This is a genomic window from Pseudomonas sp. KH_027, assembly GCF_057838565.1.
Map to the genome: position 1 here is coordinate 3,701,279 of NZ_CM174470.1, position 15,328 is coordinate 3,716,606.

The following is a 15,328-nucleotide window of genomic DNA, read 5'->3' on the forward strand; positions in this document are numbered from 1 at the left end:
ACAGTCCAGCACTGGAAATCAGCTTGCCCAGCAATACCCCAGCCGTACGCCCTTCACTCCCGCGCTGGCGGGAGCCCGGCAAGTCGCGAACAACCCGCGAAAGGCCTCAACGCCACTCGGCGGGTTCGCCGAACAAGCGCCCCTGTACGCCCTGGAAGCCCATCTCGCGCAGCACCTCCAGCTCACCCTGGGTCTCGACCCGTTCCGCGATCAGCGGCAGGTCGATGCTATGGGCCGCGCGCTGCATGGCTTCGATAAACAGGCGCTTATCGTTTTCCTGATCGATATGACGGATGTAGCTGCCATCGATCTTCAAGTAAGCCAGACCGAGGCGCGCCAGGTTGCCGATCATGCTGAAGCGGCCGCCGAAGTGTTGCAGGCTGAGCGCAAAGCCCAGCTCGTGCAGGCGGCGGATCAACTGTTCGAGCACCGCCTGTTCCGGTAGCTGCGACTCTTCCAGTTCGAGGGTCAGGCGCGCGCCGAACTGCGGATACTGACGCAAGCGCTCCAGCACGCGGCCCAGCGCCTGCGGGTCGCGCAGGGTGGCGGCAGACAGGTTCAGGGCCAGCGACTGGCTGTGCCCGGCCATCTGTTTCAGCACCAGTTCCAGCATCACCTGGTCCAGCCGCGCCGACCAGCCGAAACGCTCCAGCCATGGCAGGAAGCGCCCGGCCGCGATGGCTTCGCCCTGCTCGTCGAGCAGCCGCGAGAGCACCTTGTAATGCAGCACGCGCTCGGGCTCGCGGCAGTCCACCACCGGCTGGAAGAACAGGCGAAAGCGGCCCTGGCTGAGCGCCTGATCGAGCAGACGGTGCCAGACATGCCGCTCTTCGCCGACAGTCGCCAGGTCACTGCGTTCAAGGCGCACCCAGGTCTGCTGCCCCAGGCTCTCGGCCTGGGTCAGCGCTTCGTCCGCCAGGCCGAATAGCCCCTGCGCCGAGTCGCCGGGGTTGAACGACGCCAGGCCCACATAGGCCACCGGCGTGCAATCCGAGGCACCGGTGGCGCGCAGGCTTTCCAGCGCGGCTTGCAGGCGCTGCGCCAATTGTTCCGCCTCCTCGCGCACCAGACCTGGCGCCAGCACGGCGAACTCGCCACCACGGTTGCGCGCGATCAGGTCGCTGGTTTCCGGATGCTCGGCGCTCAGGCGCTGCAATTGCTCGCCCACGGCCTTGAGCAGTTGGTCGGTGCGCTGCCCGCCCAGGCGCTGATTCAGCCCGAGCAGGTCATTGACCCGCAACAGCAGCAGATAACCGGAACAGGCATGTTCCTCGACGCTCAGCCGCGCATGCAGTTGCATGTCGAAATACCGCCGGTTGGCCAACCCGGTCAGGCTGTCCTGATAGGCGTCCTCGCGCAGCTTCTCGCTGCGCTCGGCCTGCTCCTGGAAGAGGGTCTTGAGCTTCTCGACCATCTGGTTCATGGCCTGCACCACGCGTTTCAGTTCGGGGGTGCGCGGCAATTCCGGCAGGCTGAGGAACTCGCGGCGGGCGATAGCGCGCGACTGCTCGACCATGTAGTCCAGGGGTTTCAACTGCCGGCGCAGCAGCACCGCGCCCAGCCCGGCACTGGCCACGCCGCAAAGCAGCAGCCAGCCAAGGCTGCCGAGGGCGCTTTGCCAGAGCTTGGCCATGGCGAACATCGGGTGACTGACCACCTCGACCCGCGCCGCCTGCTCCCAGCCACGGCTGACGATGGCATCGCCGCCGGCCGGCTGCAGGCCGATCAATGTGACGAACCAGCCCGGCACCCGGGTTTCACTGGGAATGCCGCTGCGCTCGACCATCACCTTGCCCGTGGCCTGGCTGACTACGCGGATGCTGGTGAAATAGCCGCTGTCGAAGATCGAGCTGACCATCAATTCAACCATCGCCGGGTCGTCGATATTCGGCGTCAGGGCCAAGCCCAGCGCAGTGGCTGCATCCTGCGCATGAGAGCGCAACTGGTTGACGTACTGCGCCCGCGAGCTTTCCAGGCTGACCATGAAGCTGCCGCTAAAGGCGATCACGAGAAACAAGCAAATCGCGATCAATAACTGCTTGAACAGGGACATCTCAACTCCTACTACCAGTGACCTGCTTGCTTGGTTCATTAACTCATATAAACGTGGAGCCTGGCTTGCCTGCCCTCCCCGGCCGGCGTGGCCAGGACCGGGGAAGGGCGGTGAATGCCAACTAGTTGACCGGCTCCGCGGGAAAGCCTTCCTTGCGCATCTTCTGCAACAGGTCTTGCCAGCGCGACAGGCGCTTGCTGTCCCCCACCCGCTTGCTACCGCCCGCCCCTGGCAGCCACAGGCCTTCGGCGTTGAAGGCATAAACCGGCAACAGGTCATTGCGCTTGTTCGCCGGCCGGATCGCGTCGACCAGGTTGTCCAGCACCAGCGGCATGGCCTCGGGGCTGGCGTAATAGGTCAAGACCATGTGCGCCTGGTTCAGGCGCAAGGCTTTTACGTAGGTGATTCGCAGCTTTTCGCTGGCAACGCCCAGATGCCGCAAGCTGAAATACTTGGCGATGGCGAAGTCTTCGCAATCTCCCGCGCCAAGGCGCAGCGACTCGACCGGCGAGGCCCAATAATCGGTTTCCCGCCAGATAACCTGATCCTCTTCAAAGCGCAGCTGCCGATTGAAGAAGCGGTTCACCTCCCGCAACTTTTCCTGCTCACTGACCTGGCTATGGCTGACCAGCAGACGCTGCCAGCCATCGATACGCTCACGCCCCGCCCCCAACGGACCGTAGAGCGTTTCCGCACGTCGACTGATCAGGGAAAAGTCCCAGTCGGCGTGCAGACCGCCAAGCAACAGAACCGTCAGCAGGGCCGAGCTGACAGCCGTCAGCCAGAGCCTGCGGCGGCTGCGGGATAAAGGAAAGCGTACCGCCACTGCGGGTAGTCCATGCGGTCAATTGAGAGCGTGCGGATGGTGCGTGCTGCACCGGAAAAAGACAATGGCACCGTGCAATCAAGCACGGTGCCACGCAAACGCATGCAGCCTGGGCAATTACAGCGGCGAGCGCGCCGTCAACGCAGGCTGCGCAGGTGCAGCACGCCGAACAGCAAGACCTGCTGCCGATCCAGCCAGGGTTGCGGGCGCCGCGAAATGCGCCGATGCAGCAGCGCCACTTCCAGCACATGCACCGCCAGCATGCCGCCGGCCAGCAGGCTCAGCGGCCGGTACAGCGGCTCGCCGAAGGGAAGGATCAGGTTGACCCCGGCCACCAGCCAGAACATGGCCAGCGCGCCCTTGGCGAAAGACAGTAAATGCATCGAACCCACCTCCGGTTGTCAGGAGCCCACAGTGTGCCGGCTGGCCGGTGTCACACCCTCCGTACTTTCGGCGGGTATGACGCGGATACGCCGGTGCCATTGCGGGGCAATGGCCGGAGCAGCCGGCTCAACGCAGGGTCAGGGCGATGGGCGCATCGGCGAAGTCGAAGCAGCCGAGAAAGGTCTTGATCTCCAGCAGACTGCCGTCGACCTGCACATCGCCCAGCACGGCGCCCTTGAGCAGGCTGTTCTCGCCACTGATCACAGTGTCCAGGTAGCTCTTGTCGAGGGTCAGCTTGAGCGTGGTCCCGGCCGGAATGCCACGGTGCAGTTGCACCACCCCACGGCGAACTTCCAGGGCCCACTCTTCCTGGATGTCCGGGAAGCTGAAGCCCAGGGTCAGGCTCACCGCGTTGGCCTTGTCCGGATCGACGCGGGTGACCCAGTTCTGCAGGAAGACTTTTACCGGCAAGTTCTTCAGCATGTCCGGCGAAAGGAAGGTGCCGCGCATCCGCTGGGCCAGTTCCAGCGACTGCTCCTCGCCGAGGCCGCCCTCCAGTTCCATGGCGCTCATCAGGTACCAGTTGCGCCAGTTGATGTTCATCTGCCCATAGCCGAGCTTGCGCAAGCTGCGGGCCTTGATATCGCGCGCCAGCCTGTCCTCGTGGTCGACCCGGATCGCATAGCCGGCCAGCTCCGCCGCCCATTGATAGTCGCCCTTCAGGTAGGCATCGCCAGCCGCCAGCAGCACCTTGTCGCGGCCGCCCATCAGGCCGAGCAGACGCTCGGCCTTTTCTTGCGGCGGGATCGGATCGAGATCCACCGGGTCGCCCTGGAACCAGCCGAGGTAGCCTTGGTAGATCTGCCGCACGCTGTGTTTGACCGTGCCGTAGTACTCGCGCAGGTAAGGTGTATAACCGGCCAGGTGCGGCGGCAGTTTGACCTTCTCGGCCAGCTCGTCCGGGGTCAGGCCCTTGTTCATCCAGCGCACGGTCTGGTCATGGACATAGGCGATGCCGTCGCGGGTCATGCGCAGCACCTCCTCGACTTTAGCCTCGCCACTTACCGGCCGACCGTGCAGCGGCACCATATGCTCGGCCTTGAAACTGCGCAGCAGATCGAGGCTGTTGACCCACAGCACCGGGTCGCGGAACTTGGTGCCGCGCAGGGTGTGGATATTCGGCAGGGTCGGGCCCTGGTCGACTTCCGCGCTGATCAGCACGCGGTTGTCCGGCAGGTACATGACGATCTCGTCCGGCGCCTCGCTCGGCGCCCAGCGGAACTGCACCTTGAGGCCGGCAATGCGGGTGTCCAGCTGGTCCTTGAAGGTGATGGTCGGGGCGATGAAGGTGCTGGGGCCGCCGACGGCTATCGGCCCGATGCCAGCGTTCATGTCCTTGCGGTCGGCGTCATTCAGCGCCGCGCCGAAGCTGTAGGCCGAGCGCATGGCCAGGATCGGTCCGACCAGCGCGCCCTGGGTCACCACGTTTTCCAACAGGGTGTCGTGGGCGTAGATCTGCACCTCGCCACTTTTCACCTGCTCTTCGCTGACGAAGCCTTTGACACCGTTGATATGGTCCGGGTGGAAGTGGGTGTAGACGATGGCCTTGACCGGCTTGTCGCTGATTTTGCGGAACTCGGCGAAGACCTTGCGCGACTCCTCCACCGACTCGCCGGTGTCGACGATGATCAGCCCTTCGGGCGCCACGATCATCACGCTGTTGGCAATACTCCAGCCCACCGCCGAGTAGACGTTGTCGGCGACCTGGTAGATCTGTTTGTTGAACACCTTGGTGTGCTCGGCCAGCTCGGCGTTGATCGAGGGTTCGATGCGCTCTTCGGGCAGCTCGGCCAGGGCCGTCATAGGTAAAGCCACGGCCAGCAACAGACCGCTGAAACGGGTGAGGACGCTCATAAGTGCTTTTATCGGTTGTTGTTATAGACGCAGGAAGACTGGCAAAGGCAGACTGATAATTCCAATGCGAAATTATCCAGCTTTCAATGCGAGTTATGCATGAGTGACCTGCGCCAGCTTCGCCACTTCGTCGCCGTTGCCGAGCACGGCCATTTCGCCCGCGCCGCCGAGGCGGTCAACCTCAGCCAGCCAGCCCTGTCGCGCAGCATTCAGGCGCTGGAAGCCAGCCTCGGTTGCCGGCTGCTCGATCGCGGGCCGCGCAACGCCGTGCTGACGGCCTACGGCCAGTTGGTACTGGAGCATGCCCGACGCCTGCTGGCGGCCAATCGATCGCTGCAAAACGCCGTCAGCCAGTTGGGCAACCTCGAAGCCGGCGAGCTGTGCCTGGGCGCCGGCCCCTACCCCGCCGCGCGCCTGGTGCCACGCGCCCTCGGGCGGCTGGTGCGGCTATACCCCAAGGTTCGCGTGCACTTGCTCATCGAGGATTGGCGCAGCCTGCGGGAGCGACTGCTGAATGAAGACATTGAACTGTTCGTGGCCGACACCCGCGATCTGCACGGCGACCCGCAATTGGCCATCGAACCCTTGCAGACGCACCCCGGCGTGCTGTTCTGCCGCCCCGGTCATCCGCTGCTCAAGCAGCCCGATGTGAGTCTTCATGCGCTGGCCGATTACCCGCTGGCCGGCACCCAATTGCCCGACCAAGTCGCCAGCGCACTGCGACAACTCAGCGGCCGCGAGCAACTCCTGGGCATCCAGTGCGACAACTTCATGGTGCTAAAAGCCCTGGTGGCGGAAAGCGATGTGCTGAGCATGGCGCCTTGGGACGTGATCGCCGAAGAGGTCGAGGCCGGACGCCTGGCCGTGCTGCCCATCGCCTCAGGCGAACTGGCCCAACGCTCCGCCTACGGCTTGGTCAGCCGCGCCGGGCACAGCCTGTCGCCGGCGGCGCAGGCCATGCTCGACCAGCTGCGCAAAGAGGATGCGTTACGGCCCACGCGTACCGGCTAATTCCTCTGCCGGTGCTCGTTGTTGCGGCCGCGATCATACTCGCGCCGTGGTGAACCGCCCTGGTCGGCGCGGCGATAATCATGCCGCTGGCCGTGCATCTGCGGCGCCTGATAACCGCCTTGGCTGCCCTGCTCCCAACCGCGCCGGGTCGGATGTCGGGTTGGCGTGTAGTAACGCGGTGCCGGCGGCCGATAACGCGGCGGCGCGACATAGCGCTGTTGATCGTAGCGGTGATGGTCGTAACGGCGCGCGTCATAACGGCGACCACCGTAGTCGTAATAGCGCGGGACTTGGTAAACCTCATAACGCCGCACGCTGTAACCCCTGTTGTAATCGTGGGCACCATAACCACCGCCGGCATAGCGGGGGTAGCCACGATCACCGTCATAGGCATACACCGCGCAACCACTCAAGAACAAACCCATGACCGCGAGCAGGATTGATCGGCAGAACATGATGGCGGCCTCCTTCGACCGCTACGGAAGCGGCGCCAGTGAGTACCGGCGCCAGCAAGAGCTTCCACTGACTTTGACAGTGCCAGCAGCGGTGGAGTGCAGAGCGGGGCTCGACCATATTCCGTTGCCAGTTGTTTCAATCGCCCGGCAAAACGCACCAAAATAAACCCGCGCGCTTCATTTGCGCGCACAAGCCGCCACGAAACAGCCCAGCGCGCATCGAAACCCCCGCCCCAGCGGGCGTCTGCCGACTTGGCACGGCTCTCGCTTAACAATGACCGTGCAGGTATCACCCAGACCCCTGGGTTCGCGGCACCACAATTTGCAATGGATGACTAGGGTTCCGGCTCGCCAACATGTGAATGCGGCGAGTGGCTGGTCCGAGAGTCATCGACCTCCAGTTGAGGTTACACGGCGGGACAAAAGCCCGGGAGACGAACGCCAAGCCGCGTTACGCCTGTCCGCTTTTTTCTCGAACTGGAGGTTCCACATGCGTAAGCCCCGTTTGTTCGCCCGCCGTTTGTTATCAATAGCCGCCGGCCTTGCCGTCGCCATCAGCCTCACGTCCCAGGCCGAAACCAAAGACAAGTTCAGCGTCTGCTGGACCCTCTACGCCGGCTGGATGCCGTGGGAATACGCCGCCGCCGAAGGCATCGTCGATAAGTGGGCGAAGAAGTACGGCATCGCCATCGAGGTGGTGCAACTCAACGACTACGTCGAATCGATCAACCAATACACCGCCGGCCAATTCGACGGCTGCACCATGACCAACATGGATGCGCTAACCATTCCGGCAGCCGGTGGCGTCGACTCCACGGCGCTGATCGTCAGCGACTTCTCCAACGGCAACGACGGCATCGTCATCAAGGGCGAAGGCAAGACCCTGGCCGACCTCAAGGGCCAGCCGGTCAATCTGGTCGAGCTCTCCGTCTCCCATTACCTGCTCGCCCGTGGCCTGGAAAAAGCCCGGTTGAGCGAGAAAGACCTGACCGTGGTCAACACCTCGGACGCCGACATCGCCGCCGCCTTCAATACCGATGAAGTGAGTGCCGTCGCCACCTGGAACCCGATGCTGGCCGAGATCAACGCCAAGCCGAGCGTTACCGAAGTATTCAACTCCAGCCAGATACCTGGCGAGATCATGGACATGATGGTGGTCAACAGCCTGACCCTGAAAGACAACCCGGCCCTGGGTAAAGCGCTGACCGGTGCCTGGTTCGAAATCATGCAGTTGATGAGCACCGATACCCCGGCCGCCACCGCCGCCCTGGAACACATGGCCAAGGCATCGGGCACTGACCTGGCTGGCTTCAAGTCGCAACTGGCGAGCACCAAGCTGTTCTACACCGCACAAGATGCCCTGGCCTTCGCCACCAGCCCGAAACTGCCGGCGACCATGGACAAGGTTGCATCGTTCTCCTTCACCCACGGGTTGCTCGGCGAAGGCGCGAAAGACGCTGGCGCAGTCGGCATGAGTTTCGCCAAGGGCGTCGTCACCGGCAACAAGGGCAACGTCAAGCTGCGCTTCGACCCGAGCTACGTGCAAATGGCGGCCGAGGGAACGCTGTGACAGGACAGTAGGAGCGGGCCATGCCCGCGAACCCAATCGCGGGCATGGCCCGCTCCTACGACGAGGAACAATCATGCGCCTGATCAATCGCCAGCCGGACCGTGCGGGACGACTGCTGCTGGTACTGTTGCCGTTCGCCCTGCTGCTGTTCGCCTACTTCACGGGCTCGGCCGCGCGGCTGACGGAAAACCCCAACGACAAGCTGCTGCCCAGCGCAGCGCAGATGACCGACGCGGTCAAGCGCCTGGCCTTCAGCGAAGACAAACGCAGCGGTGGCTACCTGATGTGGCAGGACACCCGCTCCAGCCTGCAACGCCTGGGCATCGGCCTGGGTATCGCGGCGCTGCTCGGCCTGTGCCTGGGCATCGCCGCCGGCACCTTGCCGCTGTTCAGGGCACCGCTGTCGCCGTTGCTCACCGTGCTGTCGATGGTGCCACCGTTGGCGATTCTGCCGATCCTGTTCATCGTCTTCGGTCTCGGCGAGCTGTCCAAGGTGATGCTGATCGTCATCGGCATCACCCCGGTGCTGGCGCGGGACCTGGAACAACGCGCCCGGGAGATTCCACCGGAACTGCTGATCAAGGCGCAGACCCTCGGCGCCTCGACCTGGACGCTGATCCTGCGGGTGATCCTGCCGCAGTTGATGCCGCGCCTATTGATTTCCCTGCGCCTGGTGCTCGGGTCGGCCTGGCTGTTCCTGATCGCGGCCGAGGCCATCGCCTCCACCGACGGGCTCGGCTACCGGGTGTTCCTGGTGCGGCGTTACCTGGCGATGGACGTGATCCTGCCGTACGTGGCCTGGATCACCCTGCTCGCCTGGCTGATGGACCTGGGCCTCAAGCGCCTGACCCAACTGGCCTTCCCTTGGTATGAAGGAGCGAAAGCATGAGCGCCTTCATTGAAGTGAAGAACGTCTGGCAGACATACGATGATCAAGTCGTGCTGGAACGCCTGAACCTCAGCGTGGCCGAGGGCGAGTTCTGCACCCTGGTCGGCACCTCCGGTTGCGGCAAATCGACCTTCCTGCGCCTGCTGCTGGGCCAGGAGACGCCGAGCCGTGGCGAGATCCTGCTGAACGGCGAAAAACTGGTCGGCGAACCGGACGCCAGCCGTGGCGTGGTGTTCCAGCGCTACTCGGTGTTCCCGCACCTATCGGTGCTGGACAACGTCGCCCTCGGCCTCGAATTGCCGCGCTCGCCGCTGCTCGGTCGGCTGTTCGGCAGAGCCAAGCGTGAAGCCCGCGAACAGGCCGCCGCGCTGTTGCACAAGGTCGGCCTCGGCCACGCCCTGGACAAATACCCGAGCCAACTTTCCGGCGGCATGCAGCAACGCCTGGCAATTGCCCAGGCGCTGATCATGCAGCCGCGCATTTTGCTTCTCGACGAACCCTTTGGCGCCCTCGACCCCGGCATCCGCAAGGACATGCACGGGCTGCTGCTGGAGCTGTGGCGGGAAACCAAACTGACCGTGTTCATGGTCACCCACGACCTGTCCGAAGGTTTCACCCTCGGCACCCGCATCCTGGTATTCGACAAGGTCCGCCACGACCCGCACGCGCCGAACGCCTTCGGCGCACGCATCACCTACGACATTCCGCTGAATAGCGACCGCCGCACCACGCGTGCCGCCGTCGAAGCCTTGCCGGCAACTGTCGCCGCCAACCTGCAACCCGCCCATCAAGGAGCCCGATGATGAGTGCTGCTCTGACCCTGCGATCCAGCCTGTACGAAGAAGTTGTTCCGGGCGGTGGCCACACCTCGTTCGTCCTCAAGCGCGGCCAGTTGCTGCGCATCACCGACCTCGAAGGCGGCGCCAACGTCAGCCTGCTGCTGCTCAACGCCCATGAAAAAAGCGAACGTCTGAACCTGCCGGACTCGCTGAAATGCCAGCACACCGCCAAGCTCACCGCCGGCCATTGCCTGTACTCGGACATGGGCCGCGTACTGGCCGCCATCAGCGCCGACACCTGCGGCTGGCACGACAGCTTCGGCGGTGTGCTGAACGCCACTGAAGTAAAGGAGAAGTACGGCAGCGGCCGCTATCAGGAACTGCGCAACGGCTTCTTTCGCAACGGCGTGGACAACCTGCTGGTGGAAATGGGCAAGTGGAACCTCAACCTGCAGGACCTGCTGATGACCCTCAACCTGTTCAGCAAGGTCACGGTCGATGCCGATGGCTGCTTCCACTTCGAAACCGGCAACTCCAAGGCCGGCGACTACCTCGAACTGTATGCGCCGATGGACACCCTGGTGGTGCTCACCGCCCTGCAACACCCGCTGGACCCAAACCCGCAGTACGCCCCCAAGCCGGTGCAACTGAACTGGAGCAAAGTCGCCGACGACAGCATCAGCGTGCTCTGCCGCACCTCGCGCCCGGAGAACGGCCGCGGCTTCCACAACACCGAACGCCAGTACATCTGAGGGCCGTCTCATGCACCTGACCCACAGCGACAAGCACCCGGAAGCCGCCGTCTACCGCGCCACCATCGCCGCCGGCGAGCCGTTCATGACTGAGGTGAAAGCTGGACAGACCCTGCGCCTGCTCGACCTCGAAGGCAACCAGGCGGTCGACACGCTGTTCTACAGCGCCCGCAACCCGCGCGAGCGTTATGACGTGCAACGCACCCTGCGCAAACAGAACCGCGTCTACCTGACCAGCGGCAGCGTACTGTATTCCAACCTCGGCAACCCGCTGCTGACCATCAGCGCCGACACCTGCGGCCGCCACGACACCTTGGGCGGTGCCTGCGCGCAGGAGAGCAACAGCGTGCGCTACGCCCTCGACACGCGCTACATGCACAGCTGCCGCGACAACTTCCTGCGCGCCAGTCTGCACGACGGCCGCCTGAACAAGGCCGACATCAGCGCCAACATCAACTTCTTCATGAACGTGCCGGTCACCCCGGAGGGCGGCCTGACCTTCGAGGACGGCATCTCCGCCGCCGGCAAGTACGTCGAACTGATCGCGCACATGGACATCATCGTGCTGATCTCCAACTGCCCACAGCTGAACAACCCGTGCAACGGCTACAACCCGACCCCGGCCGAGGTGCTGGTATGGGATTGAGTGTGGGTAAGTGGCGGGGGTGGTTGTTTCAGCTATGTCAGAGCCGGAGTGGGCAGGTACTGCAACGTCATCCCTCTCCCGCTGGCGGGAGAGGGACCGAGGACAAGGGCAAAACGCAACATCAAAGTCCCCCCTCACCCTAGCCCTCTCCCCGCTGGGGGCGAGGGAATTGACCGAGGTATGCAGGGAAACCTTTATGGGAGCGGCTTTAGCCGCTCCCACAAAAAGCGCAGCGCACACCAATTCCCCACCCCGGACGACCGTGGGTGCAGACCGAATACAGCGGGACGGCCCGCCTTCCCTTTCGAGGGTTTAACAACATGTTCAAGAAACTGTTGATCGCCAACCGTGGCGCCATTGCCTGCCGCATCCTGCGGACCCTGCGCACGCTGGATGTCAAAAGCGTGGCCGTGTACTCCGAAGCCGATGCCGCCAGCCTGCATATCCAGCAAGCCGATGAGGCCTTCAGTCTCGGCGAAGGCGCGGCCGCTGGTACCTACCTGGTGGTCGAGAAGATTCTCGCCGCGGCCAGACAGGCTGGTGCCCAGGCCATTCACCCCGGCTACGGTTTTCTTTCCGAGAACGCCGCTTTCGCCGAAGCCTGCGAAGCGGCCGGCATCGCCTTCGTCGGTCCGACGCCAGAACAACTGCGCGTCTTCGGCCTCAAGCACACCGCCCGCGCGCTGGCCAAACAGCACGGCGTGGCGATGCTCGAAGGCACGGAACTGCTGGAGAACCTCGACGCCGCGCTGCTTGCCGGCGAACAGGTCGGCTACCCGGTGATGCTGAAAAGCACCGCTGGCGGTGGCGGCATCGGCATGCGCGTGTGCCGTTCGGCCGCCGAGCTGAGCGAAGCCTTCGATGCGGTGAAACGCCTGGGCCAGAACAATTTCAGCGACTCTGGGGTATTCATCGAGAAATACATCCAGCGCGCCCGTCACCTGGAAGTGCAGGTGTTCGGCGATGGTCGCGGCGAAGTCCTGGCCCTGGGCGTGCGCGACTGCTCGGTGCAGCGGCGCAACCAGAAAGTGCTGGAAGAAACCCCGGCGACCAACCTGCCTGTCGGCATGGCCGACGAGCTGTGCGCAGCGGCGATCAAACTGGCGAAAGCGGTCAACTACCGCAGCGCCGGCACCGTCGAGTTCGTTTACGACAGCGAGGCCAGCCAGTTCTATTTCCTTGAAGTGAACACCCGCCTGCAAGTCGAGCACGGCGTCACCGAACAGGTCTGGGGCGTCGATCTGGTCGGCTGGATGATCCAGCTCGCCGCTGGCGACCTGCCGCCGCTGAGCCAGTTGCAGCAGGGCCTGCAACCCAACGGCCACGCCATTCAGGCGCGCCTGTATGCGGAAGATCCGGGCCGCGATTTCCAGCCGAGCCCGGGCCTGCTGACCGCCGTGCGATTTCCGAAGGCCGATGGCAAAACCCTGCGCATCGACACCTGGGTGGAAGCCGGCTGCGAAATTCCGCCGTACTTCGACCCGATGATCGCCAAGCTGATCGCCTGGGCACCGACCCGTGAGGAGGCCAGCGACGGTCTGTACGACGCCCTCGGCGACAGCCTGTTGTATGGCGTGGAAACCAACCGCGACTACCTGCGGCAAATCATCCAGGACGTGCCGTTCGCCAGTGGCAACCCCTGGACCCGTTGCCTGGAGCAGTTGATTTACCAAGCCGACACCTTCGATGTGCTCAGCGCCGGCACGCAAACCACCGTGCAGGACTTCCCTGGCCGCCTCGGTTATTGGGCCGTGGGTGTACCGCCATCCGGGCCGATGGACGACCGCGCTCTGCGCCTGGGCAATCGCCTGCTGGGTAATGACGAAGGCGCCGCCGCGCTGGAAATCACCATGAGTGGGCCGAGCCTGCGCTTCAACACCGATGCGGTGGTGGCGGTCACGGGTGCGCCGATTCCGCTGAGCCTGGATGGTGTCGCGCAAGCCCTGAACACCGCCTTGCTGGTCAAAGCCGGCAGTACCCTCAGCCTCGGCACCATCGCCGGGGCCGGCGCCCGCAGCTACCTGTGCCTGCGCGGCGGCGTGCAGGTGCCGGATTACCTGGGCAGCAAAAGCACCTTCACCCTCGGCCAGTTCGGCGGCCACGGCGGCCGTGCCCTGCGTGCCGGCGATGTGCTGCACATTCCCGCACTGGGCGATGACAGCCACGGCGCCAGCCTGGCCAGCGAACTCTGCGCGCCATTGCCGAGCGTACGCAGCATCCGCGTAATCTACGGCCCCCACGGCGCGCCGGAATACTTCACCCCGGCCTATATCGACACCTTTTTCGCCACCCAGTGGGAAGTGCACTTCAACTCCAGCCGCACCGGCGTACGGCTGATCGGCCCGAAACCGCAATGGGTCCGCGACAGCGGCGGCGAGGCCGGCCTGCACCCCTCCAACATTCACGACAACCCCTACGCCATCGGCGCGGTCGACTTCACCGGCGACATGCCGGTGATACTCGGCCCGGACGGCCCGAGCCTGGGCGGTTTCGTCTGCCCGGTGAGCATCATCGAGGCCGACCTCTGGCAACTCGGCCAGCTCAAAGCCGGCGACAAGGTGCAGTTCACCCCAGTGGAAATCGCCACCGCGCGCAAGCTGGCGAAGGCGCGCAAGCAGGAGTGCAAAGAACTTCGTAGCAGCACATGTGGGAGCGGCTTCAGCCGCGCTTCCAGTGTCGGCACAATCGCGGCTGAAGCCGCTCCCACACAAGCAGCTCCTACTGTGGCAGCCGCGGCGCTCACCACCCCCATCGTCCTCGACATCGGCAGCGACGACACCCGCCTGGTCGCCCGCCTTTCCGGCGACACCCATCTGCTGGTGGAAATCGGCGCGGCTGAACTCGACCTGGTGTTGCGCTTCCGTGGCCATGCGCTGATGCAGGCACTCGAAAGCAAGACCTTGCGCGGCGTGATCGACCTGACGCCGGGCATCCGCTCCTTGCAAGTGCACTACCAGCCGGAAACCCTGGCGCTGGCCGACCTGCTCGGCATCATCGCCGGCGAATGGGATGCGGTCTGCGCCGCGCAGGACCTGCAAGTACCGTCACGGATCGTCCACCTGCCGCTGTCCTGGGATGATCCGGCCTGCCAGCTGGCCATCGAGAAATACATGACCACCGTGCGCAAAGACGCGCCCTGGTGCCCGAGCAACCTGGAGTTCATCCGCCGGATCAACGACTTGCCTGATTTGGCTGAGGTCTATCGCACGGTGTTCGAGGCCAGCTACTTGGTGATGGGCCTCGGCGACGTCTACCTCGGCGCGCCGGTGGCCACGCCACTGGACCCGCGCCATCGCCTGGTCACCACCAAGTACAACCCGGCCCGCACCTGGACCGCGGAAAACTCGGTGGGCATCGGCGGCGCTTACATGTGCGTGTATGGCATGGAAGGCCCCGGCGGTTATCAGTTCGTCGGCCGCACCCTGCAGATGTGGAACCGCTACCGCGAAGTCGCCGCCTTCGATGGCAAACCCTGGCTGCTGCGTTTCTTCGACCAGATCCGTTTCTACCCGGTCTCGGCCTGCGAACTGCTGCAAATCCGCCGCGACTTCCCCCTTGGCCGCTACCCGCTGAAGATCGAATACAGCGAACTTAACCTTGCCGACTATCAAGCCTTCCTGGCCAGGGATGCCGACAGCATCGGCGCCTTCCGCGGCCAGCAACAAGCGGCCTTCAACGCCGAACGCGAGCGCTGGATCACCAGCGGCCAGGCACATTTCGACAGCGAAGAAGTCGTCCCGGAGCCAGGCGAAGACGCGCCGCTTGGCCTTGGCCAGCACTCAATCGACAGCCACATCGCCGGCAACCTCTGGCAGGTGCAGGTGGAAGCCGGCAGCACGGTGAACGCCGGCGATGTGCTGGTGATCCTCGAGTCGATGAAGATGGAAATCCCCCTGCTCGCCCCGCGTGATGGCGTGGTCAAGGAGGTGCGCGTGCAACCGGGTTCGCCGGTGCGTGCCGGGCAGAGGGTGGTGGTGCTGGAAGAAATATGAACCCTCCCCTCTCCCTAACCCTCTCCCCGTGGGGAGAGGGAATTGACCGAGTCCTGG

Annotated in this window: 12 protein-coding genes and 1 riboswitch; of the genes, 7 read left to right on the forward strand and 5 right to left on the reverse strand. The window is 64.3% G+C overall.

Translation table 11 applies throughout. The annotated features are described in order from the left end of the window. Positions 1 to 106: 106 nt before the first annotated feature. From lapD to AC3IYG_RS17330, 4 genes are all read right to left on the reverse strand, one after another. On the reverse strand, positions 107 to 2,053 hold the full coding sequence (gene lapD, locus AC3IYG_RS17315) for a cyclic di-GMP receptor LapD (protein WP_489310489.1): 1,947 nt from the start codon (positions 2,051 to 2,053) through the stop codon (positions 107 to 109). Between the two features lie 121 nt (positions 2,054 to 2,174). Beyond that, complete coding sequence (lapG, locus tag AC3IYG_RS17320) at positions 2,175 to 2,879, reverse strand: cysteine protease LapG (RefSeq protein ID WP_489310491.1); 705 nt, start codon at positions 2,877 to 2,879, stop codon at positions 2,175 to 2,177. 137 nt (positions 2,880 to 3,016) lie between these two features. After that, on the reverse strand, positions 3,017 to 3,262 hold the full coding sequence (locus AC3IYG_RS17325; RefSeq protein WP_489310493.1) for a DUF1145 domain-containing protein: 246 nt from the start codon (positions 3,260 to 3,262) through the stop codon (positions 3,017 to 3,019). 127 nt (positions 3,263 to 3,389) lie between these two features. Further along, a complete protein-coding gene (locus AC3IYG_RS17330; RefSeq protein ID WP_489310495.1) occupies positions 3,390 to 5,177 on the reverse strand; it encodes an alkyl/aryl-sulfatase in 1,788 nt (595 codons plus the stop codon). A gap of 99 nt (positions 5,178 to 5,276) precedes the next feature. Between AC3IYG_RS17330 and AC3IYG_RS17335 the strand changes: the two genes are divergently transcribed. Beyond that, a complete protein-coding gene (locus tag AC3IYG_RS17335; protein ID WP_489310497.1) occupies positions 5,277 to 6,188 on the forward strand; it encodes a LysR family transcriptional regulator in 912 nt (303 codons plus the stop codon). Here AC3IYG_RS17335 and AC3IYG_RS17340 read toward each other — a convergent pair. After that, positions 6,185 to 6,643: a hypothetical protein gene (locus AC3IYG_RS17340; protein ID WP_489310499.1), complete on the reverse strand. Its 459-nt coding sequence runs from the start codon at positions 6,641 to 6,643 to the stop codon at positions 6,185 to 6,187. The two genes, AC3IYG_RS17335 and AC3IYG_RS17340, sit on opposite strands and share 4 nt — an antisense overlap. Before the next feature lie 324 nt (positions 6,644 to 6,967). After that, positions 6,968 to 7,079, forward strand: a riboswitch (guanidine-I (ykkC/yxkD leader). Positions 7,080 to 7,133: 54 nt separating this feature from the next. On the opposite strand from AC3IYG_RS17340, the gene AC3IYG_RS17345 reads away from it, so the two are divergent. The 6 genes from AC3IYG_RS17345 to uca all read left to right on the forward strand — a co-directional run bounded on the left by AC3IYG_RS17345 (position 7,134) and on the right by uca (position 15,271). Beyond that, positions 7,134 to 8,213, forward strand: coding sequence for a putative urea ABC transporter substrate-binding protein (locus AC3IYG_RS17345; RefSeq protein ID WP_489310501.1), 1,080 nt, complete (start codon positions 7,134 to 7,136; stop codon positions 8,211 to 8,213). Between the two features lie 73 nt (positions 8,214 to 8,286). Beyond that, the gene (locus AC3IYG_RS17350; RefSeq protein WP_489310503.1) at positions 8,287 to 9,102 is read left to right on the forward strand and encodes an ABC transporter permease; all 816 of its coding nucleotides are present in this window, start codon (positions 8,287 to 8,289) and stop codon (positions 9,100 to 9,102) included. Continuing rightward, positions 9,099 to 9,905: an ABC transporter ATP-binding protein gene (locus AC3IYG_RS17355; protein WP_489310505.1), complete on the forward strand. Its 807-nt coding sequence runs from the start codon at positions 9,099 to 9,101 to the stop codon at positions 9,903 to 9,905. Before AC3IYG_RS17350 ends, AC3IYG_RS17355 begins: the two co-directional genes overlap by 4 nt. Then, entirely contained in the window at positions 9,905 to 10,633 is a 729-nt protein-coding gene (locus tag AC3IYG_RS17360; RefSeq protein ID WP_489310506.1) for an urea amidolyase associated protein UAAP1, read from the forward strand. Before AC3IYG_RS17355 ends, AC3IYG_RS17360 begins: the two co-directional genes overlap by 1 nt. A 10-nt stretch (positions 10,634 to 10,643) precedes the next feature. Further along, the gene (locus AC3IYG_RS17365) at positions 10,644 to 11,279 is read left to right on the forward strand and encodes an urea amidolyase associated protein UAAP2 (protein ID WP_489310508.1); all 636 of its coding nucleotides are present in this window, start codon (positions 10,644 to 10,646) and stop codon (positions 11,277 to 11,279) included. A gap of 320 nt (positions 11,280 to 11,599) precedes the next feature. Beyond that, entirely contained in the window at positions 11,600 to 15,271 is a 3,672-nt protein-coding gene (uca, locus tag AC3IYG_RS17370; RefSeq protein WP_489310510.1) for an urea carboxylase, read from the forward strand. The last annotated feature ends 57 nt before the right edge of the window (positions 15,272 to 15,328 follow it).

Coding starts and splice junctions, on each gene's coding strand:
- uca (WP_489310510.1), top strand. CDS start 11,600: ATGTTCAAGAAACTGTTGATCGCCAACCGTGGCGCCATTGCCTGCCGC.
- AC3IYG_RS17330 (WP_489310495.1), bottom strand. CDS start 5,177: ATGAGCGTCCTCACCCGTTTCAGCGGTCTGTTGCTGGCCGTGGCTTTA.
- AC3IYG_RS17360 (WP_489310506.1), top strand. CDS start 9,905: ATGAGTGCTGCTCTGACCCTGCGATCCAGCCTGTACGAAGAAGTTGTT.
- AC3IYG_RS17325 (WP_489310493.1), bottom strand. CDS start 3,262: ATGCATTTACTGTCTTTCGCCAAGGGCGCGCTGGCCATGTTCTGGCTG.
- AC3IYG_RS17365 (WP_489310508.1), top strand. CDS start 10,644: ATGCACCTGACCCACAGCGACAAGCACCCGGAAGCCGCCGTCTACCGC.
- lapD (WP_489310489.1), bottom strand. CDS start 2,053: ATGTCCCTGTTCAAGCAGTTATTGATCGCGATTTGCTTGTTTCTCGTG.
- AC3IYG_RS17345 (WP_489310501.1), top strand. CDS start 7,134: ATGCGTAAGCCCCGTTTGTTCGCCCGCCGTTTGTTATCAATAGCCGCC.
- AC3IYG_RS17350 (WP_489310503.1), top strand. CDS start 8,287: ATGCGCCTGATCAATCGCCAGCCGGACCGTGCGGGACGACTGCTGCTG.
- AC3IYG_RS17340 (WP_489310499.1), bottom strand. CDS start 6,643: ATGTTCTGCCGATCAATCCTGCTCGCGGTCATGGGTTTGTTCTTGAGT.
- AC3IYG_RS17335 (WP_489310497.1), top strand. CDS start 5,277: ATGAGTGACCTGCGCCAGCTTCGCCACTTCGTCGCCGTTGCCGAGCAC.
- AC3IYG_RS17355 (WP_489310505.1), top strand. CDS start 9,099: ATGAGCGCCTTCATTGAAGTGAAGAACGTCTGGCAGACATACGATGAT.